The organism is Paenibacillus oryzisoli (assembly GCF_001653565.1).
In the GTDB taxonomy this organism is placed as follows: domain Bacteria; phylum Bacillota; class Bacilli; order Paenibacillales; family NBRC-103111; genus Paenibacillus_E; species Paenibacillus_E oryzisoli.
Map to the genome: position 1 here is coordinate 1 of NZ_LYPB01000076.1, position 26865 is coordinate 26865.

The window sequence follows — 26865 nt, forward strand, 5'->3', positions numbered from 1 at the left end:
AACATCGGAAAGCCGTATGAGGGAAAACCTCACGTACGGTTTGATGAGGAGGGGCTGAAATATTTCAGCCCTTTACTCTAGGCATAATCGGAATTAATACCGATTATCAAATTGTTTTTGTACAATGACACGAACCGTACCTAATATCTGTTGGTCATCAAGATATCTAAGAGTTACATCCGTAGTGCCTGCTTTCGTCCCTGTTACAACACCATTGCTTAGCGAGACGATAGTAGGGTCAGCGATAATCCACTCTAATCGGTCTTTGAGCTCATCGCGCCATTTCGTTGGCGTAATAACAGTCTGAGACCAGATGTCTGATGTATTTTTATCCGTGTTTAGGATTAAACGAATAGGCCCATCAGGTAATTTAATACTGGTTAACGCTTGTACAATAGCTACGTTTCTAATATCTTCTTTACCGCCAACGAGAACTCTTACTTTAATGGTTCCTTTCGTATCTCCCGTAAGAGTAACGTTCTGGGTGCTGTCTGTATTTAATGTCGCGGAGCCAGTGGACCCAGCTTCTTTGATGATGAACCATTTAAATCCAGTGTGAACAGCATCTGGACGCTGAATGAGGGCTGTAAGATTGACAGATGCCCCTTTATCAACGGTTATCGTACTTTGTGAGTTATCCGTCTCATCAGGTTCGCCATTAACTTGACGTTTTATGGAAACGGAATTAACTGGATTCTCCACAGTTACTCGAAAGTTCGCTGAGTATTGCTTACCTTCATTAGTATCAATCGTAACTGTCCCTGTTACCGTACCTACTTTGGCACCTGTTATGGATCTTGTAAGAATGGCATCACCTTTAAATACAACGATAGACTGATTAACATCATCTAATTTCCAAGTGCTCTTAATGGGAACCTGGTGAATGAACTCAGTGGATACCTCTAACGTTACTGGGGTATCCTCTACGTTTATTTGTACAGGAGTATTAATGGAAATCGCAGGATCAATGACACGGATCTCTATCTGGTCGGACAGATTGCTTCCATCACGAGCGCTTACGGTAATTGTTGCATTTCCAGCTGACTTAGCTTTGATCGTTGCAAGTCCTTCATTAGAGCTTGCATTTGAGCTTGTTTGCAAGATTTCAATCACATTTGAATTCGATGAATGCCAGTCTAAAGATGGATTTGTAGCATAACCCGGCTCATAGTAGGCGTGTAAAACGGATGAGTCACCAACTTCGTAGCTTGTCTCGCCAACAAGGTCTAACGAAGTAAGGGGAGCTAAGACAGTTACCCGATACGTTTGTTTATAAGTCTTTCCTTTGTCCGTTGTTATCGTAAGAGTGACAACTACTTGTCCAGGTGATTTCCCCCAAAGGACACCATTATTCTGGGTATTTGTAATCTCGCTGAACTTCGCAATGGTGTCATTGGATGATTGCCAGTAAATGGTCTTGATATTTTCATTTGCGGTTACAAGCACAGATCTTAATTCAATGGGTTGATTAACATTCACCACAGATGGACCTGTGATATTTAGGCCAGGTATGATGACAGTCACTGTGGCTGTGGCTTGCAATCCACTTCCATCTTTCGAAACAGCTGTGATGTTGGCAGTACCGGCTTGGTTACCAGTTACGATGCCAGTGTCATCGACGCTTACGATAGATGGTGCATTCGATGACCATGTGTAATCCGTATCTCTTATAAATGTGGCATCTTCTGGTAGATATATTGGAATTAACTTTGTTTTGTCGTCCTTCGCGATGGTTAATCCATTTAAGGATAAACTTGTTAATTTCGTGAAAGCCGTCAGTAAACGGTCTGTGAAAAGAATAGTTTGCTCATTTGCAGTACTGTAATCCTTAAAGCTCAAAGTCGCATTGGTTAAAGAGTAATTACCGTTGTTTAACGGTTGTACTTGAATTGAAAATATACTATTATCCGCTATGAATTTGGTTCCAACTTGCTTATAAGGAATGTCTGGTAAGTTTCCTTCAATTGTATACCCTGCGGCTACAGTACCGGATTTAGAGAATCCTGCTGGCAGGTTAATGATTTCTAATTTTGCAGGCAACTTTTCTTTAAAATGGATTCTTCTAATGGTAAGATCGCCCACATTAATGCCCGTATTATAATCCATTGCAATTGGTGTTATAGCGTACTGAATCGTAACTGGCGTGTTTTTCTCAACACGATCATTTGATAGGGTCCGCGTCGGATTCAATCCCGTAGAGGTAATAACTTTGACTAACACACTTTTGGTTTCTTTTGCACCACTTGGATCTACGGTAGAAACAGTAATTGTCAGGTCTCCACCTCGATTAGCTAATGGATTTGAATAAGTTCGTGTGACGGTTTCTCCTTTGGGAGTTTCTAAATTGGACAGAACTGTATCCACTTGCGTTGAACCATTTGCTTTTTGGTAAGTAAACGTTACTGTAGATGTGACCGTCTTATCATCTAAATCCAAATCATCAGGCTTGAAGCTGACGGAAATATCGCTATTTGCTGAGATATAGTTTTTGGAGTTATCGCTGAAAGCGGCTGGTGACAATATGTCTAACGTAGGTTTATGGTTGGAACCAATAAAGGCCCGGTACATCGTGTTTACGAACAGCTTCTGTTCCCAATCAGGGAAGGAGCTATTTGTTGTTGTATTTACGAAATTATGTCCTGTTCCTGAATAAGTTACGTTCCCTTTGGAGTACGTATAATAATGGTTCCAGCTGTCTTCGATATCGCGGGGATCCCCTTTAATGTTGTACCATGGAATGACAGTTGGGTCGTCCAAGTTAAGTCGAAAATATTGATCATGCGTGGTTGCAACCGCAGTTGTCATATCGCTAATAAAGAAAGGGAATTGTGTAAGCAGACCCTCATTTACTTTAACGGTTGACGTTGATGTATTAGGTGCATTGAGACCCATATTTGTCATAGGTCCGATTTGCCCCGTAGCTGCTTGGAAATAGTTAATCCAAGTCTGATTCCCTTGATATACGGTATCATGCGTGAACATGACTCCTTGCTTCGTAGCAATGAAGGATTTTACAGCCTCGGCAGCAGTGTTAGAAATATCGCCCGTTCCATTATAGGAATCATTGAAACCGAATATGACCATATCGTATTTACTATTTAGTGTACTGTAGATCGTGGAATTAAAGGAACTGAAATCAGTGACGGAAAGATTAATATCATAATCACTTGAGTGCAAGTATGTTTGGTTCATATTCGTACTTTTGAGTAAGCTGCTTGTTAAAGCTGTAGATTGTGAGTTCGGTAACACTTGCAGTACATTAATCGTCGGTTTTTGGTCCTTGTACCGGAATACGCCAGATGCTGTATCCTTCAGCTTTCCTGTGCTGGTCTGGTCTACAAGCTCTAACCGCCAGTAGTATAAACCGGAATAGCCTTTGGGAAGTGTGAAACTAATTGTGTTGTTCGTTAAAGCAGTTACAGGTACAGTTTGAACGATGTTCGATGCGCTGAATCTCAAGACACTGTCCGTGCCCAAATATAGATTCGCTACTAGGTTTCGTTGCGCGAGATTGCGTACATTGGAGACGTTGAATGTATAAGTTAAAGTATCGCCCGCGGTATACGTTGTGTTTCTATTTATACTGTTGGTGTAGTCCGTTGGTGCGGTTATTAAATTGAGTTGAGGTCTTACATTGGCGTTCATAAGCAGATTTGTTTTGGTCATAAAAGCAGCAGTTGATGCTAAATCAGTTTGATTTACGAAAATAACGTTGCTCTTTGGAGTAGTCGTATTATACGGATTAAATAAGTTGAAAAGCTTTCCGCGATTGCTGATGGCATTCGAGTAGCTTTGATATAGAGCTCCACGTTTCTGTGTGGAATCACTGTAAACGATAACAGGTAGCCCTTTATTAATGTATTTCTCGGTGATTTCGGTCGCCTTCAAGTTTGTAATGTCATTTTCTTCATATCGCGTATTATGATTATTACCTGTTTCAGAAGTGGGATTGAACAAGCTATTACCGAAATAAATAGCATCATATTTCCCATCCAATTCATCACGAAGTGCGACGAACTTTTTGATACTCATCGTTTCAAGCTGAAAGCTAGTGTTCGATCCCAAAACGGAAGTTAGATCGGAAATAACTGAGTTTGCTTCTCCGCTCGATGGCTTCTCTAAATCTTTGATTTCAAGAACCTTTAAAGGTTTAGTGAGATCGAAATAAGTTACTTTGAATTTGGCAGCATTTGCAGTTGAGGTGTTTGGGGTTATGGAATTATTATTACTCGGTGAATTGAGAAAATTAAAGGATAAAGATTTGAAAGAAATTGTTCCATCAGCATTAGTGAACTGTTGAAATTTCTCCGACGTTCCAACGGTATTTGCAGATGCTTGTATGGCGTTATTTTCATTAGAACCAACACTAATATAACGATTGTTTGTACGCGATTTTAACGCTACATTACCATCACCCTGATCGATGACGTCAAATAACTCACTAAACCAAGGATTAGTTTTGTTGGCCTTTAATTTAGAGTTATCGTTTGTATCGACCGAAACATACTTGTTATTAGAAGTCTGCAAACTAATTGTAACCGAATCACCCGTTGCTGCAACTGCTGTCTGGGTAAATGATGATCCTTGAAACCAACTAAACATCGATGCGAGTAAAGTGGCAATTAATACAAAACTTATTCTTTTATATAAGGTCCTCAATCGATCATCTCCTCTTTAATTATTTACTCAAGAGTTATATGGGACTATTTTACTACTTATACATACAGTTTGTGTACATAATATCGAAAATAATTGTGAATAATTTATATTTTAATTTTAAATACCTATTTACTTGTGGATTTCAGGGGGTTATTTTCAAAGAAACGCGAGAAAGTGTATTCACTATGTGACTTTGATGTTGTATAATAGGCCAATGGTATTATATTGTAGGCAATAAGGCCTATGTTTTTGGGTAAATGACAACTCTATTTACCTTGTAATCAGGGATGGAGCTGATGGGTATGGCACTGCTTAGAAAAAGATTAGGTGATTTGCTAGTCGATAGTGGAATTATCTCGGAGGCTCAGCTTCAAGAAGCGCTTCAAGAACAACGGAAAACGAAACAAAAACTAGGTGACTTGCTAATCACGCAAGGCTATATCACCGAGCAACAATTAATTGAAGTTCTTGAATTTCAACTAGGCATCCCACATGTGAGCTTGTTCAAATATCAGATTGACCCTGAGATTACCAAAATCATTCCAGAAAGCATGGCAAGACGTTACCAAGCCATTCCCCTTACGAAAGATGGCGGAAAGCTTATGGTCGCGATGGCGGACCCGCTTGATTATTTTGCAATCGAAGAAATGCGCATGAGTACGGGCTATCGTATTGAACCGGCAATCACGAGTAGGGATGAGTTGCAGCGTGCAATTGCGAGGCATTACGGTCTCCAGGATTCAATGAGTCAAATGTTGACGGATATGCCTACGACGGAAGATATCAAAGAAACAGAAATCACTGATGAAGATTCTCCGATCGTTAGACTCGTAAATCAGATGATCCAGCAAGCTGTTCAGTTGAAAGTATCTGATATTCACGTGGATCCAGGTGAAACCAGTCTTGTGATTCGTTATCGGGTGGATGGCCACCTTCGAACGGAACGTGTCATTCCAAAGCAGATGCAAGGCTTTATTACGGCAAGGTTGAAAATTATGGCCAAGCTGAACATTGCTGAACGAAGACTGCCTCAGGATGGTCGAATCAAAATGCAAGTTGATTTTAAACATGTTGATATTCGTGTGTCCTCTCTACCAACGATCCACGGCGAGAAAATTGTACTTCGATTACTCGATCTATCCACAGGTGTTAAACCGATTGACCAGCTTGGCTTTGGCGAACGGAACATGGGTGTATTTAGAGAAATGATTGAGCAGCCTTATGGAATCTTGCTGATTACGGGACCCACTGGAAGTGGAAAAACAACGACTCTGTATTCTGCGCTAAGTCACTTGAATCGAGAGAATGCGAACATTATTACAATTGAAGACCCTGTCGAATATCAATTGCAAGGTATTAACCAAGTGCATGTAAATCCTACGATCGGTTTAAGCTTCGCAGCAGGGTTGCGCTCAATTCTGAGGCAAGATCCGAATATCGTGATGGTCGGCGAGATTCGTGATTCAGAAACTGCTGAGATCGCCATTCGAGCGTCGTTGACAGGTCATTTGGTACTATCCACCCTACATACGAACGATTCCGTGAGTACAATTACGCGTTTCCGAGATATGGGAATTGAACCGTATTTAATTGCTTCGTCTTTAATTGGCGTTGTCGCGCAGCGACTAGTTCGAAGAATTTGTCCAGAATGTAAAGTTGCTTATGTGCCAACGGAACAAGAATCAATTTTCATGAAAAACAAAGGTATTAGTACGGATCAATTACATAAAGGCGCTGGCTGCGGCAACTGTAATCGAACGGGATATCGAGGTCGATTCGCCATTCACGAAATTCTCGTGGTAAACGAAGAACTACGTCAATTAATCAGTAATAAAGCAACTGTTCAAGAAATGAGAGCAGCAGCGCAAGAGCATGGCTTGATTCAATTGATGGATGATGGCATAGAGAAAGTGAAAATGGGTATTACAACCTTGCATGAAGTTATTCGTGAGACTGTTGCTTACTAAATTGAAGGGAGGTGGACTTCATGTCTAATTCGTTAGTACAAATATTGGATTTGCTGAAGCAAGCTCACGAGTCTAAAGCTTCGGACTTACATTTATCTGTTGGGTCTCCTCCCGTATTACGTGTACATGGAACACTGCAATTGGTCGGACAAGTAGCTTTAACGGCGGATGAGACGCGGTCGATGGCGGAAGCGTTATTAAGTGCCGCACAATTCGAGCGATTCCAAGAAGCGGGTGAGATTGACTTTTCCTACGAGCTAGAAGGCTGTTCGAGATTTCGGATTAACGCCTATCGTCAAAGAGGACGAGTTAGTGTGGCGATTCGTACAATTCCTACTGCGATACCATCACTTGAACAGTTGCAGCTGCCATCCATTATTTCTACGTTGGCGTTAAAACCGCAGGGCCTAGTGCTCGTAACAGGACCGACAGGAAGCGGGAAATCTTCAACCTTAGCGGCCATGATCAATTACATTAATCGCAAAGAGAAAAAGCATATCGTTACGCTCGAAGATCCGATTGAGTTTCTCCATACGCATGCCACATCGATCATTGATCAACGGGAAGTCGGGAGTGATACCAAATCATTTTCGAATGGTTTGCGTGCTGCGCTGCGTCAAGATCCTGATGTTATTTTGGTGGGAGAGATGCGTGATCTCGAAACCATTGCTGCAGCAGTTACAGCTGCCGAGACAGGACATCTGGTTTTTGCAACGTTACATACATCGGATGCCCCACAAACCATTGACCGGATTATCGACGCGTTTCCTGCCCATCAGCAAGGACAAATTCGCGTTCAGTTAGCTGCTGTTCTTGTTGCCGTCATTTCGCAAAGGCTGTTTCCAAGACCAGGTGGCCAAGGACGATCATGCGCAACGGAAATTATGATTAATACACCTGCTGTAGGCAATTTGATTCGTTCGGAGAAAATACATCAGATCAAGAGCGTCATGCAGACAGGTAAGAATCAAGGCATGCATACGTTAGAGATGGCGATCAAAGAGCAAATCCAGCAGGGGCTCATAGATCCGATATCAGCAAGAGCGTATCTTGCTGAAGGTGGTGTCTTGTAATGTCCGAGTATGTGTATGAAGTACGAGGTCTCAGTGGCAAGCAGCATAAAGGTAAAATAACGGCTTCTGATAAGCCGACTGCCGTGGATGAGCTTCGTAAAAAAGGATATATCGTTCTCTCTGTGAAAGAGGAGCAATTCAAAGCGTTAAAGACGGAGATTTATATCGGAAATCCCGTCAAGACGATTCATTTTATCGTCTATTGCCGCCAATTTGCTACATTGATCCGAGCGGGTGTAAATATCGTAGAGGCTACTAGTATTTTGGCGGCTCAAACCGAAAGTAAAGCACTCAAAAAAGCGTTAATCGAAGTAGCTTCGAGTATCTCTAAGGGGGTTTCATTTTCCCAAACGATATCGGAGCACAAAAGGATTTTCCCTGCGATGTTTATCAACATGGTTCGAGCAGGTGAGGAGACCGGGGATTTGGAAGGGACGTTAGATCGTTTAGCCAAATTCTTCGAGAAAGAGCACGTGACGCGAGAGAAGATTAAGTCGGCGATGACGTATCCAGCAACTGTTGGCGGATTATCGATTGTTGCTGTTATCTATCTCTTGAAGTCAGTTGTGCCACAGTTTGTAAGTACATTTGAATCCCTGCATGCAGAGTTGCCTCTGATTACACGAATAGTGTTGTCTCTGAGTAACAGTATTCAGAATCAGTGGTTGATGTGGTTAGTTGCAATTGTAGCCATTGTACTCGTTTATCAGGTTGCCAAACGGAACGTTAAAGGGGCTTACGCGATTGATTACTTGAAGCTGAAAGTTCCTGTCTTTGGTAAGTTGAAGCAGAAAGGGTCAGTAGCATTGATGACTAGAACGCTAGCCTCGCTATATGCGAGTGCTGTACCTGTATTGCAGTCGTTGGCCATCGTAGAAGAGGTGGTAGACAACAAGGTGATCGGTGGCTTTATACGTAAATCAGCGGAGTCGTTGCGTCAAGGGAATCCACTTTCAGAACCACTCAAACAAGCATGGGTGTTTCCTCCACTCGTTACTCAGATGATAGCTATTGGCGAAGAAACGGGTTCCTTGGATCAAATGTTAGAGAAGATTGCGGATTTCTACGAAATGGATGTTGAGAATACGGTAGATCGTTTGAAATCGTTGTTAGAGCCGCTATTACTCGTTGTGTTATCAGGACTTGTTGGTGGGATTGTTGCAGCGATTATGCTGCCGATGTTCAGTATGTATTCGAATTTAAGCTAAATAAAAAAGTGGAGGTAGAGATTATGTTAATTAAAATGATGAATCGTTTGAAAAAGGAAGAGAAAGGCTTTACGTTGATTGAGTTATTGGCGGTTATCGTTATTTTGGCGGTTATTGCGGCGATTGCGGTACCTTATATTTTGGGGGTAATTGATAAGTCGAAGAAAGATGCTGATATTGCAACTTTCCACCAAGTTTATGAAGCTGCAAGATTATACATTACATCTGAAAATATACCAACATCTCCAACAGGTACAGTTTTAGTTGCAGACCTTATTACTAGTGGTTATTTAGATGCTGCTACAGTGTATCCAAGTACTAAAGCAAAAATTACTACTGGGACATTGTCATATACAGCGGGGAAATTATCTGGAACTGTTACGATAAAAGCAGGAACTCTGACTTATTCTTTACCATCAGATGTTGTTGTTGCTGGTTCTGGTACGACTGCTCCAACTGCAACGACTTTACCATAATCATGTAAAATGCTAAAAAGGAATCGGTCCATTCCGATTCCTTTTTAAAATCAAACGAAAGCGACCCAAACACATGACGATTTTAATCGCGATTTATGTTCTCATACTTGGTCTTGTTCTAGGTTCGTTCTTTAACGTAGTTGCGTTACGCGTGCCAGCGAAGCAATCCATCGTCAAGCCGCCATCCGCGTGCCCATCCTGTGGAACGCAATTGAAAAAGAAGGATCTGATCCCGGTGATCAGCTATCTTTTTAGCCGTGGAAAATGTCAGTATTGCCAGGCGAGGGTTTCCATTTTATATCCAATTGGAGAGCTTGCAACAGGTTTATTATTCCTTTGGGTGTACGTGCATGTGGGTCTGACAGCAGAAGTGTTAGTAGGTTTTGTACTGGTAAGTTTATTAGTTATTATTACGATTTCGGATGTAACTGTAATGCGAATACCGAATCGAGTTTTACTTTTTTTCTTTCCGATTTGTGTAGTCGTGAGAGTTCTTGTGCCAGATGGACAGGCGTGGTGGAGTTATGTGCTTGGAGCAGTAATTGGATGCGGGATTGTTGTCATGATCTCCCTTATAACGCGCGGTGGAATGGGAATGGGGGATGCCAAGCTCCTGTTGGTTTGCGGCTTTGTCGTAGGTTTGACTCATATCCTTGTGGCTTTTCTTTTAGCATGTCTGATCGGTAGTCTTATTGGTGGATTACTGCTGCTGTTAAACATCATCAAGAGAAAACAACCGATACCATTTGGCCCCTATTTGGCAGCGGGCATTCTTATTTCATATGGATATGGATCGGATCTTATACAAGCGTACCTTAATTTAATCGGATAGCAGGATGTGATGGACATGTTCGGTCTAGGTAATAAACGAATCGGGATTACAATTGATCAAACAGGTGTCCGATATGTAACGATCAAGAAGAAAAAGTCGTGGGAGATCGGGTCTAGCGGCTATTTGCCAATCCCACCAGGCATTATTGTTGAAGATCATATTATGAATAGTGAGTCATTAAGTTTGCAAGTAAAACATTGGGTCAAAACGGAGAAAATTCGTGGGGCTTCGGCCACTCTTGCAATCCCAACGTCTCAAATTATTATTCGTAAAATGCGCATACCGAGCATCAAGGCTGCTGAACTTAGCCAGCTTGTAGAGCTAGAGGTAGAAACGGCACTCCGATTACCTTTTGAAGATCCCGTTTATGACTTCATTAAGGTCGGACATGATGATGAGAGTACACAAGTACTGGTGTTTGCTGCACCTAAGAAATTAATCCAGAGCTATGTGGACGTTTTTGAAGATGCGGGCATTCATGTCAGAGCCGTTGAAATATCAGCGACAGCCCTTGCCAGAGCGATTGCTGCGCATCAGCATGATTTTATCCAAGAATCAATGCTAATCTCATTGGATAGAAATTCACTTGAAGTGTATATGCTGCAAAATGGTAATCCCATCTTCATGCGCACGATCTCGTTAGTGGATCATGCTGCCATAGATACAGATGAATTGACTTCCGATCAGGTTGGCGAAATAATTGCCGAGATCTCAAGAATGTTGAGCTTTTATCAATACAGCATTCAAGAAGGGGCAAGCCGAATTTCACATATCATGGTAACGGGGGCCAATGAGACTAGAATTCAACTACACAGAGAACTTCAGTTGGGGCTTTCTGAACTTCATGTAGATACTGTTGATTTTGATACTTTGACCAAAAGCCGTTTCAAAGATTTCAATGTCAATGCGTTTCGCGTAGCTTCGGGTGTAGCCATGTTCTCGAAACGAAATGCTTTCATTAATCTGCAGCCGCATCGGAAAACAGAGACTCGAATTAAGCTGTTCGTTCTATGCAGTTTTGTCGTTGCATGGATCGCTTGCATGGGTATTAGTGGTTACACCTACTGGGATAATAGCAAAGAAATTAAGGCAAACACCTCCAAGCTTGTTCAGATGAATCAGAATAAAGCGATCCTAGAGGCAAAATTATTGGTGAAACCGGAGCTTTCCTCCGATCCAGCCAATTTCATTGCTACAACGAAAGCTTCTCGTAAAGATGTGGTCGTAATAACAAATGATCTGATGAAGCCCTTGCCGGTAGACGGTCGCATCACTACGATGGCTTACTCGGCAGATTCACAGATATCGTTAACCGTTCTTTTTAATAAAATGGAAGATTCAGCGCGTTATTTGTATGATCTTCGCAAACTTACCTTTGGGGAGAATGCGTTGCTGCAATCCATCACAGAGTCCGTGAATGGGAAAACAACATTGAATGGCACTGCGGACAGTAGTTCGTCAACTGAGGATAGAACTGACTTGAATGTTAATTTATCAGGAGATAAGCAATATGTCGTGAATTATTCCATTTCGTTGAAAAAGGAAGTGGCTAAGGAAGCTGTGAATAAGGCTGCAACGACGGAAGTGAAAGGGGCGGCAGCAACGAATGTCCAACAAAAATAATCAACAAACATTGCTAATTTTTGTCGCCGTTTTGCTTTTTTTAGGGCTATTCGCCTTTTATTACTTTGTACAAATTCCTTCCTCAACAAAAGTGAAGAATCAAGCGAATGAAGTCAGTAATCTCGATAAACAAATTCAACTCCTTACGCAAAAAGTGAGTGAAAAGCAAAAATCAAACCCAGGTCCTTCAATGAAAGATGTGCAGGCCGCGCTTCCGCTGTGGGATAATACAGAACAACTAACACTCGATTTAAACAAAATTAGAAATGATCAGAACGTTACTTTTAGCAGCATTGCATACAGTATGAATGATAAATCGGCTCAGCCAGCAGAAGCGGCGAAAAAGAATGCCTTTCCGAATATTCGTGAGATCAAAGTAACAACGACTTTAAATGGAACGTTCAAAGAAATTTCCGCTGCGCTCACACAATTGCAATCCCTGCCGCGTTTGATCAATGTGGATGCTGTCAACTATGGTAATTTACCGAAAGAGACAAACAAGAAAATTACGGTAAATTTAAGTTTTACAACTTATTTCGATCCTTCTTATAAATCGAAGGTAGATAAAATTGAATCACCGTATTAGGGGAAAAAAACAGGGCACCACTTGTCATAAAGTGATGTCCTGTTTGTCTTTAACAGATTAGGTATTACTCGAATTGTCCTGCGTAAATAAACTCGCTTACTTCACGTCTTCCGGATGGAATTTCACGTTCTTGCAATTTTTCAGGAAGGGCATCCGCAGGACCGCGATAACCGATAGCAATAACAGCGTGAAGTTGATAATCCGCTGGAATTTGCAGGGCTTCACGTGCTTGGTCAGCTTCGAACCCGCCCATTGCGTGTGTGATAAGTCCTTGATTATTCGCTTCAAGTGCTAGGTAACCCCATGCTGTACCCGCATCGAAAGCGTGGCTAGGGTTGTCGGTTCCTTTAGGTGTTTTGGTATGGGAGATCACGAGTGCAAGGACAGGGGCCTTCTCACACCATACGAGATTGAAAGGGTTAATGAATGTATGGAATTTAGCTAATTGTTCAGGTGTGCGTGCCACGATGAAACGCCAAGGCTGATTATTGCTGCCGGATGGTGCCCAGCGTGCGGCTTCAAACAAGCTTAACAGTACTTCTTCCGATACTTCTTGGTTAGAGAAGGAACGAGGTGACCAACGCTCCAGAAACTGCGGATTGATTTCATGATCTGGTTGGCGATGAGCTTCAATTTCATTGGATAATGAAGTGGACATTAGTTATTCCTCCTTAGGTTGAATATCATCCTAATTTTACCTTATTATTGCGCGATTTACGAATTTCTTATTTTTTCGTTGGCTTGTATGTCGTTGGGGTTAATTGGAAAAGCTAGTAGAGATGAACATGATGGACTAAAAAGAGGTGCGAGAAACTGTGAATTTCACGAGTCATGATGTCATTATTATTGAAAGAGCTTTAAGAACTGCCATGAAACATGATCGAGAAGAGCACCGTTCTAGAGACTATCAAGAGGTATTGTTCAAAATGCAAGAGAGTGCCAACCAAGCGCTGTCGGTTACAACTCAGCTCACAAGCGATCACCTGGATGGAATTCGATATGATTATGACGATTCAGCTGATTTAATGTAGACATACGAACGTATATTCTGTAAAATGGAAGAAACGATATGGGTAAGGAGATTCGGTTTATGAATCCTTTCACAGGTAAGGTTTCTTCAATGATAGAGATGATTGACGGGCTGCGCAAATCGCCCGAAATCATGCAACAAGTCACGTATTGGCATACGATACCCCCACGAGATCCGAAGCTGGCTGATTTTCCAGAAGGATTGCATGAGGGTATTTGTGTTGCACTTCAACATAAAAACATCGGTCAATTATATACACATCAGGCGGAATCGTTTCGGCAAGTTACAGCGGGTCATCATGTTGTTACTGTAACTCCTACTGCGTCTGGAAAGACGCTGTGTTACAACTTGCCAGTTCTTCAAAAGATTTTGGAGAACGATGCTTCGCGAGCACTCTATTTATTCCCTACGAAAGCGCTAGCCCAAGATCAGGTTGCGGAACTGCAGGAAATGATAGACTTCATGGACGTGGATATCAAAACGCATACGTACGACGGTGACACGCCGCCGACAGTACGGCAAGCGATACGGAACGCGGGACATATCGTCGTCACCAATCCTGATATGCTGCATTCTGCTATTCTTCCACATCACACCAAATGGGTGAAGCTATTCGAGAATTTGAACTACATCGTGATTGACGAAGTGCATTCCTATCGGGGGGTATTCGGCAGTCATGTCGCGAATGTGATTCGCAGGTTGAAACGGATTTGCCGTTTCTACGGTTCCAACCCACAATTTATTTGTGCTTCCGCTACGATTGATAATCCGAAGGAGCACGCTGAACGTCTAATCGGTGAAACCGTTGCCTTGATTGATAATAATGGTGCGCCTGCAGGCGAGAAGCACTTTGTATTTTATAACCCGCCTGTAGTGAATCAACAGTTAGGAATCCGTAGAAGCTCCGTCTTGGAGACACGCACGCTTGCAGGCAAGCTGCTGCGGAGTGGGATTCAGACGATTGTATTTGCACGGAGCCGCGTGCGTGTGGAGATCTTGCTGACCTATTTGCAAGAGCTCGTGACTCACGAGCTCGGCAGCAAGTCGATCCGCGGCTATCGCGGTGGGTATCTTCCTAAGCTGCGCAGGGAGATCGAAAGAGGCTTACGCAGCGGGGAAATCCGCGGCGTCGTAAGCACGAATGCGCTGGAGCTGGGCATCGACATTGGCCAGCTGCAAGCGTGCGTGCTTAACGGCTATCCAGGGACGATAGCCAGCACTTGGCAGCAGTCCGGGCGTGCCGGACGGCGGCAGGAAACCTCGCTGACGATTCTCGTCGCGAGCAGCAATCCGCTGGATCAGTATTTGATCCAGAATCCGCGTTATTTCTTCGAGCGCCCGCCTGAGCAGGCGCGCATTCATCCCGATAACCTGATCATCCTCGTGGATCATGTGAAATGTGCAGCTTATGAGCTGCCATTTGAAGCGAATGAAAAGTTCGGTGAGGAGTCGCTCACCGATGTTCTTGAGTATTTGACGGAGGAACAGGTGCTGCATCAAGTCAATGATCGTTGGTATTGGATGGAGCAGTCATTCCCCGCTCACAATATCTCATTGCGCTCTGCGGCTCAAGAAAATTTTGTGATTATCGATATGACCAATGGCCATCGTGTAATTGGGGAGTGCGATCGTTTCAGTGCGCCAACCTTGATTCATGAAGAGGCTATTTATATACATGAAGGCATACAATTCCAAGTTGAAAAGTTGGATTACGAAGAGAAGAAAGCGTTCGTAAGGCAAGTAAGCGTAGACTATTTTACGGATGCAAGTATGGCTGTTCAGCTCAAGGTGCTTCACGTGAATCGGGAGGGACGTGTTGGCGGTCTACTTCGTCAATTAGGCGAAGTGACCGTGAACGCGCAGCCAACGATTTTCAAGAAAATTCGTCTGCGCACGCACGAGAATATCGGCTCAGGGCCGATACGATTGCCAGAGGAGGAGCTGCATACGAGCTCCTATTGGTTCACTTTCGACGAGGCGATGGCGGTAGGACGAACAGCCAATGACATGCAGCATGCGCTGCTTGGCATTGCTAATGTCCTGGCGCATCTCGCGCCGCTGTATTTGATGTGCGACCCGATGGATATTCGGGTCGTTCCCCAAGTGAAGGCGGTGCATAGCAAGCTGCCGACTGTGTTCTTCTACGACCGCTATCCAGGCGGCGTAGGTCTTAGTGATCGGCTGTACGAGGTCCACGGACAGCTGATGGATCAGGCGCGCAACCTGATCAATAGCTGCGGTTGCATCAGCGGCTGCCCAGCCTGTGTCGGGCCGATCGAAGAGGTCGGCCTGTTGGGCAAGAAGCTCGCGCTGGAGCTGCTCGCAGAGCTCGATGGCGGTGCCCGATGAGCGGGCTCCGCGAAAGGCTCGGCCGCCTGCGGGGACCCGCAGCGGCTGGGGTAACACCGCCGCCCCCGCCGGAGGCGGGTGGCGAGTGGGCGCAGCTCGGCGCCCATATTGCGACGAGCCCGGCGGGCTCGTTCGTTATGCGGCGCCGCCAGTACGGCGCGGACAGCTCGCACGGCATTTATCGGCTGCGTGAGCTCGCCGATGTAGCGCCGCAGCTGTCCAGCTTTCACGACGGAGACGCCGTCGTCCGGCTCGAAGAGTTGCTCTTCTTCGATACCGAGACTACCGGACTCGGCGTCGGCGCTGGTAACGTGCCGTTCATGGTCGGCATCGGCTACTACACGGGAGAGATGTTCACGGTAGAACAGCTCATGATTCGCAACCCAGCAGAGGAACATGCGATGCTGGTATATTTACAAGAACTGTTAGAACGATTCACACACATCGTTTCCTATAATGGCCGCACGTTCGATTGGCCAATTCTGAAGAATCGGTTCGTCCTGAATCGTCTTAACTTAGATGATACAGAACTGCTTCAGCTCGATCTTCTCTATGCTTCACGTAGTCTGTGGCGCAATACGCTGCCCTCTTGTCGACTCAGCAAGGTCGAGGAGAGCAGACTTGGCTTTGAACGCATAGACGATGTGCCAGGTTCCATGGCGCCAACATTATACTTTCAATATTTGGCTGAGAAAGACCCTTTTGTCCTTCAAGGCGTATTTATTCATAATGAGCACGACATCGTAACATTGGCCGCATTGACAATCCACTTCGGCAAGTTGTTACGCCCAGATGACAATGACCCTGATCTTATTTCGAATCTTGAACCTGAAGAACTCTTTCGGACAGGACTTTGGCTCGATAAAATGGCGAGACCTGCCAAGGCATCGCAATATTTCGATGTTTTATATGAGAAACTATTAAATAACGCGGCTTCAATTCAGCCAGATGAACAAGAAACGGCCCTGCTTCAATTAGCGGGATACTATAAGAAGATTGGTCTATATCACCGTGCGCTCGCGTTATGGAAGGAAGCTATTTTACTTAAGCCTGCAAGCATTTCCATGCAGCTTGAGCCGTATTTAGAGCTTGCCATGTATTATGAACATCGGGAGAAAAACTTGGGGCAAGCGGTATTTTATGCGGAGGAAGCATGGACGAGGCTTTGGCGGCGGCGTGCACTTCATCGAGGCGATCGGAAAGTTAATGAGATTGAAGCAGCTTGGGAGAAGCGACTTGCCCGTTTGCAGCAGAAAGTGCGAAAGAAAGAGGGGCATGTACAACCGCAAGTAGATTTGAATTCATCAATATCGGATGCTAGGAGAATAACGAAACGAAGTACAAAGGCACCAAAGCCTACTTACGTCAGCGAAGGTTTAATATAAAGCACAACCATCGCTTCTGACCCATTCAACCAATGGTCTGTGTTTATGCAATCCGTCAATTGGTTATACAAGGTAAAAAAATGGCAAGGAGCGATAGTGGTGCCTGAGCTTCCGGAGATGGAAACGTATCGTCAGCAATTGACGCGATTAATCATAGGAGTACCAATTACAGGGATAGTGGTGACACGCCCCAAATCCCTGAACGTGGACCCCGAAGTGTTTGCAAAGAAGCTTATCGGTAATCGGGTAGTGCGGATGGAGCGCAGAGCCAAACACCTGTTATTTCATTTGGCTACAGGTGAAATTTTATTGTTGCACCTTATGCTTGGCGGTTGGATGTTCTTTGGAACGCAAGAAGAGCAGCCGGATCGTACCTTTCAAGTCGATATTCAATTTGGGGTTAATCGTCTATGCTTTATTGGATTGCGGCTAGGGTATTTGCATGTTCATACGCCAGAAGCAGCCTATACACTCTTACAAAAGCTTGGTCCTGAACCGCTTGAACTAAGCTTTATTCAATTTCAAAACGTTTTGCGTCCTAAACGGGGCATTCTTAAAGTAACGTTGGTAGATCAAACCTTTCTTTCTGGTATAGGGAATTGTTACTCGGACGAAATTTGCTTTGAAGCGGGCTTGCTTCCTTTACGGAAGATATCTACACTTACGGGGAATGAACAACTTCAGCTCTACCAAGCTATGCAAGCTTTGCTTCGTGAGGCGATTGCCGTAGGTGGTTATATGGAAGAGCCTTTATTCGTAGGCGATCGTTTAACAGGCCAATATAATCCGAAATGTCGTGTCTACGATCGTAAAGATGAGCCTTGTTTGCGATGCGGGAGATCGATCATTCAAATCGAAGTCTCAAGCCGTAAATGTTTTTATTGTACCTATTGTCAGAAGTGAAAGGTCGGATTGAACATGTTTATCGGGGCTCACGTAAGAACGCGAGGTGGATATTTGAATGCCGCCAAAACTGCCATTTCCATCGGTGCAAAGGCATTTCAATATTTTCCGATGAATCCTCGAAGTTTGGCAACGAAAGTTATTGATCGCAAAGATGCGAACGCGTGTGCACAATTGAGTTTGCAGCATGGCCTTCTCTCCATCGGTCATGCTCCTTATGCATTAAATCCCGCAGCAGATGAGCATGAACGTGAAGTCATGGTTAACTTACTCAGAAATGGCCTAGATATCACAAATGCTTGTGGTTCTGCTGGCCTTGTGGTGCATTTTGGTAAATATACAGGAATAGACCCGTTACAAGGCTACAAAAATATAATACAATGTTTGAATAGAGTTACGGAGAGTTACACAGGAGCTTCTTATATACTGCTTGAAAATCAAGCTGGTGAAGGCTCTCAATTGGGTCTGACTCTTGAAGAAATGGTGCAAGTTCGTAAACTATGCAATTCACCTGAGAAAATTGGCTTTTGCTTAGATACTTGTCATGCTTTTGCTAGTCGTCTATGGCAAGGACCAGATTGGGCAGAGTTGGAGTTGAAGGGAGAACAGCTTGATTATTTGCCTCATCTGAAAGCTATTCATTTGAATGATTCCGTACATCCTTATGGATCACACCGTGATCGGCACGCCAACATTGGATCGGGTCATATTGGAATTTCGAATTTTCAAAGCCTCTTACTTTCCCCTTATTTACGTGACATTCCAGTTGTTCTGGAGACAGGTGTGGGGAGTGACGGCACGCATCGGGAAGAGATTGCATTCGTAAATTCTTTGTTGGAAAGGAAATGTGAGGATGATTCATGTATACTTAGATGATTCGCGTCCTTGTCCCCGAGGATTTGTTGGAGCCAAAGATGCGCAAGAATGTATTGCATTGCTTCAGGATTGGGAAGTAGACATCTTATCTCTGGATCATGATTTGGGTTGGATGTCGAAGCAAACGGGCATGGATGTTGTCGTTTGGTTAACCCAACAACGTAAATTTCCAAGAGCCATTTATATTCATACGTCTAGCTCTATTGCGTGTACTCAGATGTATCAGATACTTTTGGCTGCCAAGCCAGATGGCATGGCGCTCTATCCACATCGTATGCCTGATGATGTATTGATGGGGGTTGCACAAGGAACCTATCCAAGTAAACTGTAATGTGAAAGGAAACGAACTTATGATTTATTTATCCGGTATTCATTTTATACGTGGAGAACGCCATATTTTAAACGAAGTGAATGTACATATCGAATCCGGTGAACACTGGGTATTGCTAGGTCGTAATGGCTCTGGTAAAACAACGCTGCTTGAAATGATGAATGGTTATGAATTTCCAAGTCGTGGCACTGTCGATGTGCTCGGGAATCGGTACGGTCAATGTGATGTACGGGAAGTTCGTAAGAAGATTGGTTATATTTCTCAATCTCTCTTTGAAAAATTAAATGGAATTGATCCAGTGCTGGAAGTTGTTGCAACTGGTGAATACGCTTATTTGCGATTCTATCAAGAAATTCCTCAAGAAGTGAAAGACAGAGCGATGGATATGCTTACTCGTGTGCGTATCCCGCATCTGGCAGACCAACCTTTGGGGAGCCTTTCGCAAGGCGAACGTAAGAAGGTAATGCTTGCAAGATCCTTGATGAGTAAGCCAGCGATCCTCGTTATGGATGAGCCTGCGGCCGGCTTGGATTTGTTTGAGCGTGAGCGCTTCTTAGCTGACGTTAATGAGCTTAGTCAACAAAATGTAACGGTCGTTTATGTCACTCATCACATCGAAGAAATCATGCCATTATTTACGCATGTTGCAATAATCGAACAAGGTGAATTAATTGCCACTGGACGCAAGGAAGATGTCTTGACACCTGAGAATATATATAAGGCTTTCGGTATACATGTCACTTTGGAATGGTTCCAAGATCGCCCTTGGATCAAGGTAATTGAGGACAAATAAAATTGTTTTGTAAGATAGCGAAAACGACTGTAGAATACTCAAAGGATGCGGCTATGACACAATTAACGACCTATATTGGAACCTCGAATCATGGGTTCGCCCAATATGCGCAGGACGAACTGCGTAAGTTATTTCCACTTACGAAATTTACATTATTGGTACCAACAGAAGTGTTTTATTTTCAGGTACCTGAAGATACGACGGATGTTATTTCAACCATTCATGAGAACGAACCTATTTTTCTGCGACATGTACAACCCGTTCATCAGGAATGGGAGCTTAGTCGCACAGATGCTGATATTGCCCATTTGGCATCTTGGACTCGTGAAGCGTATGCTGCTGGATTGTTTAGTTACGGCGAGAAGATTGCTACGCAAATTCGAAAGGAAGAGCGGGCAGATGTGCCTTACGCACCATTTGCAATTAAAGCAGCCATTGACGAAATTCTAACTTCGGAATGTGGAGGGGAACCTGTGGTCCGCTATGCAGACCATATTATTTCGGTTTACATAAGCGCCAAGAAGCTCTACATTGGCATTTCGAAGCCAACTGACAACTTATCAGATTGGTCTGGTGGAGCGATTCGTTTCATGAAAGAAGAAGATCAAATCTCACGTGCCAAATTTAAACTCTTGGAAGCTGAGCAAAGGTTCGGTATTGATTTCAGCGTCGCTCGGAAAGCGATTGATATTGGAGCAGCGCCTGGTGGATGGACGTCGTTATTGCTTGAGCGTGGATTGAAAGTGACAGCGATTGACCCAGCGGCGATGAATCCCCGTCTACTTGGCAATCCATTGTTGACATTCCTGAAGAAAAATGCGAACGATGTGAAACTACGTGAAAATGAGTTTGATTTACTAGTCTGTGACATGAGCTGGGATCCGCGGCAGATGGGCCGTCTTGTATCGGATTTACTGTTCTCCCTGCAAAGTGGCGGAACCGCGATCGTGACCGTAAAGCTCATGCATAAGAAACCGTTTCAAACGGTTCGTGAAATTCTTCGCATTTTTGAAGACTCACTCTTCCTGTTGAAGGCGAAACAGTTATTTCATAATCGGGAAGAATTGACACTTTATTTGCAGAAGATATAAAAATACGAGAAAATAGCTAGATTTTCCAATCCCCCTCCCTTATAATCTTAAGCATTACTGCTTAGATGGAAGAGGGGGTTTTTTATTTATTGTGAAGTCTAAACCACAGTGGCAAGGCTCAATTGTAGGAGGGAGATACGAACTTGTATCTATGCTCGGACAAGGCGGCATGAGTCAGGTATATCTTGCGAGGGATAAGAAGTTAAAGGGTAAGCGTTGGGCAGTGAAAGAGGTTATGTGCGTAGATTCCGATGAGACAGCATTCGTAGAAGAAGCGGAAATGCTAGCCAAACTCGGGCATGCGCAACTCCCTCAGTTAGTAGATTATTTTATAACTGAAGATGGAAAAGGCTACCTAGTCATGGACTATATCGAAGGTCCAACACTACAGGATTTATTTGAAAAGAACCATCGTGAACTACCTGTGACACTAATCGTTCAAATTGCCTTTCAGTTACTTGATATTTTCCACTACCTGCACACATTTCAGCCCCGACCTATCATTTACCGTGATCTTAAGCCTTCCAACGTCATGATTAACCAACATCATCAAGTCCGATTAATTGATTTTGGCGTAGCCAGACAGTTTAAACAAGGGCAATCTTCCGATACGATGCAGATGGGCACAATTGGTTTCGCTGCACCTGAACAATACCTAGGACAGCAAACAGATGCTCGAACAGACCTGTATACACTCGGCTCTATGTTATATTATTTATTGTCTGGTGGTCACTATGTCTATAGCAAGGCCAAGCCTCTGGAACTGAGGCGGGATGAGATACCAGAAACTTTGCGTACAACGATTCATTTTCTTCTGCAAGATCAACCTCAGAACCGCTGTCAAACCGCCATGGAAGTAAAGCTAAGACTTCGTTCTTTAACCCCAGAAGCCGATCTGCACGTTACCGATTCACAAATCCAAACCACCGCACAACAGTCAAATATAAGTGATAAATTAATTGTCATTGGCGGGTTATTCGCAGGTGTTGGTGCAACTTTCACTGCGATTACGCTAGCCAGAATACTGCATGCGCTTCAAATTCCCAATGCGCTAGTTGAACAGCCGACAATAGAGCCTGATTTATATATGTTATTGTATGGCGATCGACATGCACCAAGCCCGTATATGTTTCCTTCCGATCACTTATGTAACCCCTCTTCAACTTACACTTCACCATGGCTCAACGGTTTCACCACTTGGGCACCTATTAATCCTGATGGTTTTCAAGGTACATGGCAGGCTTCTCATGCGTTCAAGCTTCTGCATATGCTCAAAAAGCCGATCATCCTATGGGACGTATCGACGCAGTGGGAGCATCCTACAGTAGAGGAGCTTTGTTATAGTGCGGATGAAATAATCGTCATTGTAGATAGTTCGCCTGGCAAATGTGATCGCCCTCGCTCGCGTCAACGAATAGAGAAGTTCGCTTCCTACCAGCAGCGAGGGAAGAGAGTGCACTACATCGCTAATGGTTTGTTACCTCCGCACCTTCATGGAGAGTGGCTAGACTCGCTCCCGGCAAAACCTTTGTGTACTATGCCCCTAATAGCAAGATCCGAGGTCGTGCAAGCGGTGTGGAAGGGGGAATGCATTCAAGATCAACCACTGTATTTGGAGGGGTTTTATGAAGCATTGAAACCATTGCTTAGCAAGATTCTCCCGGAAGAAAACCTCAATCAATTCACTCTACATCCCAGAAAGTCGCTATTTTCTCGATTTAATAAGCGCGGTTAGTATTTTTATTTAACTGATAAATCGTCCAAGCTAGCAGAGTAGCGAAACATGACCATAATAAGTAAGGGACCAATAGCCAAGCAGCAAGTTTGGAATACGGAATGGTTGCGCAAATCAACAAAAAGGTGGATATAGCCACAATAGCGGAATCAATGAAAGCAAGACGCAGGTTCTTTAATTTAAATTCGAAAAAGGTGAATGCTTGGTTAGCCAAGTAATTAATCAATAATATCAATACATAGCCGTAGGTTGCTTCTTGAAATCCATCGGTTTTGGTGTAGACAATGGCGACAGATGCTGAAATTAACGCATATAAGATCGCCCAGACGATTCCGAATAGCTTAGCTGGTGGATTCCAGCTTGGTTTCTTTAGAGTGGCATAATAACTCAGATCTGTTGGGAATAATACGCCTGAAATTGAAAAGAGCGCATAGGTAATCAAGAACACTGTGATAAACGTAAACATATACAAACACCTCCTATAGATATATGGGCTTGTATTACTATATTACACGCTTGGCATAAGTTATAACCAAATCCAGCCAAAAGTATGATATGATGAGTCATATTTTGCATGAGATAAATAGGGGGAACAGATATGGAACAGCGATATTCCAGAGAATCGAGATGTTTCAAAACATCACGCATATTTCCAACGGATGTAAATAATCATAATACGCTTTTTGGTGGAAAACTGATGTCTTATATTGATGATATTGCCTCAATAGCCGCGCATAAGCATTGTCGAAGATCTGTTGTGACGGCCTCTACGGATTCTGTTGACTTTTTGTCGCCGATTCATACTTCGGATTCTGTCTGTTTAGAATCTTTAGTGACGTGGACAGGTAAAAGCTCGATGGAAGTTTTCGTTAAGGTTGTAACAGAGGATTTGAAATCTGGTTCTAGAAAAATTGCAGCGACATCCTTTCTAACTTTTGTTGCTTTAGATGAAAATAAAGTGCCTGTGGAAGTGCCAGATGTCATTCCTGAAACAGAAGAAGAGAAGAAGCTTCACGAATCTGCACCACATCGAGCTGAGATGAGACGTATACGACGTGTAGAGAGTAAGAAGCTCGCTAGTTTCTTCACAATGAAATATCCTTGGGAATAAAGGTATTGATTTATTGGGAAAATGTGGTACAATTTGAATAATTGAAAATCGGACAAGCGGAAGCACCGCTGATCGTAGAGTTTTATCTCTATCATCAGCGCGTGCTTTTTTTTGTTTTTCCGAGGAGGATAGGAGGTAAAGTATGAAGGGTGGAACAATAACCCGAATAGCAATCGTACTCGCTGTTATGGGTTGTGTACTTATTGGCAATGGTGTGTACGCGAATTTCGCTGGATAGCGAAAGTTTGTGAATATTTGTGAGAGGGAGATATGGAGATGAACAAACTTGAATTGTATGTCTTAGATGACGACATGGTTTATGCTGAACGATTAGCGGTATTCATTCGGGGGACGGAATTCGCTGAACGCGTGCAAGTTAAACTTTTCTCACAGATGGAACTTCTCTTGCAGGTTGTAAAGGACCCGAATCTCAAGGGAGTGCTATTGATTTCGGAAGCTTTTTACCCGTTATTGCAGCAGTATCGAACTTCATTAAAAAAAATATTTTTGAGTCAACTTATTCGGAACTCCGATTCACTAGAAACAGTCCATCCTTTTTTATTCCGCTTTCAGCCGCTGCATGAGTTAATCTTACATATTGAAGTTTTATATTCGGACAAATCTCCGTCCATCTCTGGCTGGTCACGATCCAATCGCACACGTGTAATATCGGTTTACAGTAGTAGTGGCAATGCAGGTAAATCGATCACAGCAATTCATATGGCGAAACAGTTGGCTTTTCGTGGCGAACGTGTACTGTATCTAAGTTTGGAATCCACTAGCCCAGCTTCACAATGGTTGCAGGGGGAATCGGGACGATTATCACAGCTCCTCTATTATTTGAAGGAATCATCGGAGTTAATCGGACCGAAGTTAGCGCTACTCAAATCGCATGATCCTACTCGAGGGTTTGATTATTTAACACCACTTGAGCAAATGCGAGAGATGCAAGAAATGAGTGGTGAGCAAGTGAAGAAACTCCTAGCTGCAATCGTTGATTTATCACTCTACGATACCCTTATCGTTGATCTTGAAACGTCTATTCATCCCAGAATCATTAAGAGTTTGGAACAGAGCGATGCGATTATTTGGCTTATCCAAGATGATTGGAATGACGCTTTTAGAACCAAGTCGTTGTTAAAACAAATGAGCGCGCTCTCCGACATACATTTTGTCATGACGAGCTATAGAGGGCAGGGGACACCAACCAATTCCATTGATTTTCTTGGCAAAGAATTGACCTTCAAGCTTCCTTATATTCCTGAATGGAAAATGATGAGTTCGGCAGAACAAGTTTGGCAATCTGAGATATTTTCAGAACAAGTCTATCTCATGCTCCAAGCTGTGTGTAAGGTGACTGGGGGTATTTCCAAGGAAGGAGCTCAATTGTATCTTGAATCCAGAGCTGTTTAACGAATTAAAGAGAGAGATCAAGGAAAATCTCGATCTCACACATGAGCTTAGTGATGCACAGTTATTGGGGCATATCGAAGAAACCATCTTTCGCACGGCGAGTGTGCTAAGTTGGACTTCAAATGAAATTCATATCGGCGTTAAGCGTATTTTCGATACCTTTCGAGGCTTGGATATTCTCCAACCGCTGATCGACGATCCAACAGTCACAGAAATTATGGTAAATGGACATACGTGTATTTTCTTTGAACGGATGGGTGCCGTTGAGCGATACCCTTATGAAATTGAAAGCGCCGAGAAGCTGGAAGATTTAATTCAAATGATTGTCTCCAAAGTGAATCGAATTGTCAATCAAGCCACACCTATTGTGGACGCTCGCTTGAAAGACGGTTCCCGTGTAAGTATCGTGCTTCCACCTGCCTCTCTCAGTGGTCCAACGCTAACCATTCGTAAATTTCCTGCTAAACCACTTCAAATGTCAGATTTGATACGTATGAATAGCATTTCTATTGAAGCGGCGGAAATGCTTCGGATCATGGTTGAGGCAGGTTTCAATCTATTCATAGGTGGAGGAACAGGCTCAGGTAAAACAACCTTTCTCAATGCTTTGAGTGCGTGGATTCCTGGGCATGAACGTGTCATTACGATCGAAGATTCAGCGGAGCTACAGATCCAAACCGTACCGAATTTAGTCCGCATGGAGACGAGAAATGTCAATACGGAAGGCAAAGGCGAGATCACAATGCGAGAATTGATTCGTTCTTCGCTACGGATGCGTCCTAATCGCATTATTGTTGGAGAGGTGCGTGGTGCTGAAGCGTTAGATATGCTGGCAGCAATGAATACGGGGCATGATGGCAGCTTAAGTACCGGCCACGCGAATACCTCACAGGACATGCTCAGCAGATTGGAAACGATGGTACTCAGTGCGGCTCCGCTCCCTATTGAAGTTATCCGTAAGCAGATTGCCTCAGCTCTTGATGTCATTGTACATGTATCGCGGATGCGGGATCGATCACGCAAAGTGACTGAGATTCACCAAGTCATTGGGATGAAGGATGGTGAAGTCCAACTGCAACCGCTGTTTCTCTTCGAGGAGAGTGGCGAGTCGCCTGAAGGTAAACTGCTTGGAACGCTCCGTTATACGGGCCAGTCAATTGCCAATATGCACAAGCTCCAAATGGCAGGCAAGCAGCTTCCGAGTTGGTTTGTCCGTCACGAGGCAGGTGATGCAGGTTGAGTGTGTGGATGCTGCTCGTCTTCATAGGTGGCTTAAGTTGGCTCCTGCTGCTTTACCTTGAAAGAAGGAAATTCCCTCGTAAGCAAAGTGAGAACTCCTCATCACACAAGTCATCGCCTATCCTTCCAGTTGTCTACATCGATTATAATCATTATCAATTATCCTCCAAGCAGAGAGTAGCAGC

The 26865-nt window shown here is 43.6% G+C and carries 22 protein-coding genes; 19 read left to right on the plus strand and 3 right to left on the minus strand.

What is annotated here, in order from left to right; all coding sequences use genetic code 11:
• Positions 1-93: 93 nt before the first annotated feature.
• On the minus strand, positions 94-4659 hold the full coding sequence (locus A8708_RS21060; protein WP_068667063.1) for a DUF5057 domain-containing protein: 4566 nt from the start codon (positions 4657-4659) through the stop codon (positions 94-96).
• A 302-nt stretch (positions 4660-4961) separates the two neighbouring features.
• Here A8708_RS21060 and A8708_RS21065 point away from each other — a divergent pair, with 302 nt between their 5' ends.
• The 7 genes from A8708_RS21065 to pilO all read left to right on the plus strand — a co-directional run bounded on the left by A8708_RS21065 (position 4962) and on the right by pilO (position 12424).
• Positions 4962-6626 carry a GspE/PulE family protein gene (locus tag A8708_RS21065; RefSeq protein ID WP_068667065.1) on the plus strand — a complete coding sequence of 555 codons (1665 nt, stop codon included), beginning with the start codon at positions 4962-4964 and terminating at the stop codon, positions 6624-6626.
• A gap of 20 nt (positions 6627-6646) precedes the next feature.
• Positions 6647-7699: a type IV pilus twitching motility protein PilT gene (locus A8708_RS21070; RefSeq protein WP_068667066.1), complete on the plus strand. Its 1053-nt coding sequence runs from the start codon at positions 6647-6649 to the stop codon at positions 7697-7699.
• The gene (locus tag A8708_RS21075) at positions 7699-8907 is read left to right on the plus strand and encodes a type II secretion system F family protein (protein WP_068667068.1); all 1209 of its coding nucleotides are present in this window, start codon (positions 7699-7701) and stop codon (positions 8905-8907) included. The genes A8708_RS21070 and A8708_RS21075 overlap by 1 nt, the downstream gene beginning before the upstream one ends.
• A 23-nt stretch (positions 8908-8930) precedes the next feature.
• Complete coding sequence (locus tag A8708_RS21080) at positions 8931-9383, plus strand: type II secretion system protein (protein WP_068667070.1); 453 nt, start codon at positions 8931-8933, stop codon at positions 9381-9383.
• Between the two features lie 73 nt (positions 9384-9456).
• Positions 9457-10215 carry a prepilin peptidase gene (locus A8708_RS21085; RefSeq protein ID WP_068667072.1) on the plus strand — a complete coding sequence of 253 codons (759 nt, stop codon included), beginning with the start codon at positions 9457-9459 and terminating at the stop codon, positions 10213-10215.
• Positions 10216-10230: 15 nt separating this feature from the next.
• Positions 10231-11838 (plus strand): pilus assembly protein PilM, encoded by a 1608-nt coding sequence (gene pilM, locus A8708_RS21090; RefSeq protein WP_068667074.1) that lies wholly within the window; start codon positions 10231-10233, stop codon positions 11836-11838.
• Positions 11822-12424, plus strand: a complete 603-nt coding sequence (gene pilO, locus A8708_RS21095; RefSeq protein WP_068667076.1) for a type 4a pilus biogenesis protein PilO — start codon at positions 11822-11824, stop codon at positions 12422-12424. The genes pilM and pilO overlap by 17 nt, the downstream gene beginning before the upstream one ends.
• A 64-nt stretch (positions 12425-12488) precedes the next feature.
• Here pilO and A8708_RS21100 read toward each other — a convergent pair whose 3' ends face one another.
• Entirely contained in the window at positions 12489-13082 is a 594-nt protein-coding gene (locus A8708_RS21100; protein ID WP_068667078.1) for a nitroreductase family protein, read from the minus strand.
• Positions 13083-13293: 211 nt separating this feature from the next.
• Here A8708_RS21100 and A8708_RS21105 point away from each other — a divergent pair, with 211 nt between their 5' ends.
• From A8708_RS21105 to A8708_RS21145, 9 genes are all read left to right on the plus strand, one after another.
• Entirely contained in the window at positions 13294-13455 is a 162-nt protein-coding gene (locus A8708_RS21105) for a hypothetical protein (protein ID WP_239696783.1), read from the plus strand.
• Positions 13456-13514: 59 nt separating this feature from the next.
• Positions 13515-15803, plus strand: coding sequence for a DEAD/DEAH box helicase (locus A8708_RS21110; RefSeq protein ID WP_068667082.1), 2289 nt, complete (start codon positions 13515-13517; stop codon positions 15801-15803).
• Positions 15800-17188 carry a ribonuclease H-like domain-containing protein gene (locus A8708_RS21115; protein WP_068667084.1) on the plus strand — a complete coding sequence of 463 codons (1389 nt, stop codon included), beginning with the start codon at positions 15800-15802 and terminating at the stop codon, positions 17186-17188. The genes A8708_RS21110 and A8708_RS21115 overlap by 4 nt, the downstream gene beginning before the upstream one ends.
• A gap of 99 nt (positions 17189-17287) precedes the next feature.
• Complete coding sequence (locus A8708_RS21120) at positions 17288-18091, plus strand: Fpg/Nei family DNA glycosylase (RefSeq protein WP_068667086.1); 804 nt, start codon at positions 17288-17290, stop codon at positions 18089-18091.
• Positions 18092-18106: 15 nt separating this feature from the next.
• Positions 18107-18967, plus strand: a complete 861-nt coding sequence (locus A8708_RS21125; RefSeq protein ID WP_068667088.1) for a deoxyribonuclease IV — start codon at positions 18107-18109, stop codon at positions 18965-18967.
• The gene (locus tag A8708_RS21130; protein ID WP_068667090.1) at positions 18945-19298 is read left to right on the plus strand and encodes a cyclic-phosphate processing receiver domain-containing protein; all 354 of its coding nucleotides are present in this window, start codon (positions 18945-18947) and stop codon (positions 19296-19298) included. Before A8708_RS21125 ends, A8708_RS21130 begins: the two co-directional genes overlap by 23 nt.
• 19 nt (positions 19299-19317) lie before the next feature.
• Positions 19318-20091 (plus strand): ABC transporter ATP-binding protein, encoded by a 774-nt coding sequence (locus A8708_RS21135; RefSeq protein WP_068667591.1) that lies wholly within the window; start codon positions 19318-19320, stop codon positions 20089-20091.
• A gap of 53 nt (positions 20092-20144) precedes the next feature.
• On the plus strand, positions 20145-21182 hold the full coding sequence (locus tag A8708_RS21140; protein ID WP_068667592.1) for an SAM-dependent methyltransferase: 1038 nt from the start codon (positions 20145-20147) through the stop codon (positions 21180-21182).
• 91 nt (positions 21183-21273) lie between these two features.
• Positions 21274-22917 (plus strand): serine/threonine protein kinase, encoded by a 1644-nt coding sequence (locus A8708_RS21145; RefSeq protein ID WP_157264929.1) that lies wholly within the window; start codon positions 21274-21276, stop codon positions 22915-22917.
• Here A8708_RS21145 and A8708_RS21150 read toward each other — a convergent pair.
• Complete coding sequence (locus A8708_RS21150; RefSeq protein ID WP_068667094.1) at positions 22901-23383, minus strand: TspO/MBR family protein; 483 nt, start codon at positions 23381-23383, stop codon at positions 22901-22903. The genes A8708_RS21145 and A8708_RS21150 overlap by 17 nt on opposite strands.
• Before the next feature lie 132 nt (positions 23384-23515).
• Between A8708_RS21150 and A8708_RS21155 the strand changes: the two genes are divergently transcribed.
• The 3 genes from A8708_RS21155 to A8708_RS21165 all read left to right on the plus strand — a co-directional run bounded on the left by A8708_RS21155 (position 23516) and on the right by A8708_RS21165 (position 26681).
• Positions 23516-24028: an acyl-CoA thioesterase gene (locus tag A8708_RS21155; protein ID WP_068667096.1), complete on the plus strand. Its 513-nt coding sequence runs from the start codon at positions 23516-23518 to the stop codon at positions 24026-24028.
• A 276-nt stretch (positions 24029-24304) separates the two neighbouring features.
• Positions 24305-25441, plus strand: coding sequence for a nucleotide-binding protein (locus tag A8708_RS21160; protein ID WP_068667098.1), 1137 nt, complete (start codon positions 24305-24307; stop codon positions 25439-25441).
• Positions 25422-26681: a CpaF family protein gene (locus A8708_RS21165; protein WP_068667100.1), complete on the plus strand. Its 1260-nt coding sequence runs from the start codon at positions 25422-25424 to the stop codon at positions 26679-26681. The genes A8708_RS21160 and A8708_RS21165 overlap by 20 nt, the downstream gene beginning before the upstream one ends.
• Positions 26682-26865: the final 184 nt, after the last annotated feature.

Coding starts and splice junctions, on each gene's coding strand:
- A8708_RS21080 (WP_068667070.1), top strand. CDS start 8,931: ATGTTAATTAAAATGATGAATCGTTTGAAAAAGGAAGAGAAAGGCTTT.
- A8708_RS21065 (WP_068667065.1), top strand. CDS start 4,962: ATGGCACTGCTTAGAAAAAGATTAGGTGATTTGCTAGTCGATAGTGGA.
- pilO (WP_068667076.1), top strand. CDS start 11,822: ATGTCCAACAAAAATAATCAACAAACATTGCTAATTTTTGTCGCCGTT.
- pilM (WP_068667074.1), top strand. CDS start 10,231: ATGTTCGGTCTAGGTAATAAACGAATCGGGATTACAATTGATCAAACA.
- A8708_RS21135 (WP_068667591.1), top strand. CDS start 19,318: ATGATTTATTTATCCGGTATTCATTTTATACGTGGAGAACGCCATATT.
- A8708_RS21085 (WP_068667072.1), top strand. CDS start 9,457: ATGACGATTTTAATCGCGATTTATGTTCTCATACTTGGTCTTGTTCTA.
- A8708_RS21105 (WP_239696783.1), top strand. CDS start 13,294: ATGAAACATGATCGAGAAGAGCACCGTTCTAGAGACTATCAAGAGGTA.
- A8708_RS21100 (WP_068667078.1), bottom strand. CDS start 13,082: ATGTCCACTTCATTATCCAATGAAATTGAAGCTCATCGCCAACCAGAT.
- A8708_RS21130 (WP_068667090.1), top strand. CDS start 18,945: ATGATTCATGTATACTTAGATGATTCGCGTCCTTGTCCCCGAGGATTT.
- A8708_RS21115 (WP_068667084.1), top strand. CDS start 15,800: ATGAGCGGGCTCCGCGAAAGGCTCGGCCGCCTGCGGGGACCCGCAGCG.
- A8708_RS21075 (WP_068667068.1), top strand. CDS start 7,699: ATGTCCGAGTATGTGTATGAAGTACGAGGTCTCAGTGGCAAGCAGCAT.
- A8708_RS21110 (WP_068667082.1), top strand. CDS start 13,515: ATGAATCCTTTCACAGGTAAGGTTTCTTCAATGATAGAGATGATTGAC.
- A8708_RS21150 (WP_068667094.1), bottom strand. CDS start 23,383: ATGTTTACGTTTATCACAGTGTTCTTGATTACCTATGCGCTCTTTTCA.
- A8708_RS21155 (WP_068667096.1), top strand. CDS start 23,516: ATGGAACAGCGATATTCCAGAGAATCGAGATGTTTCAAAACATCACGC.
- A8708_RS21160 (WP_068667098.1), top strand. CDS start 24,305: ATGAACAAACTTGAATTGTATGTCTTAGATGACGACATGGTTTATGCT.
- A8708_RS21140 (WP_068667592.1), top strand. CDS start 20,145: ATGACACAATTAACGACCTATATTGGAACCTCGAATCATGGGTTCGCC.
- A8708_RS21125 (WP_068667088.1), top strand. CDS start 18,107: ATGTTTATCGGGGCTCACGTAAGAACGCGAGGTGGATATTTGAATGCC.
- A8708_RS21070 (WP_068667066.1), top strand. CDS start 6,647: ATGTCTAATTCGTTAGTACAAATATTGGATTTGCTGAAGCAAGCTCAC.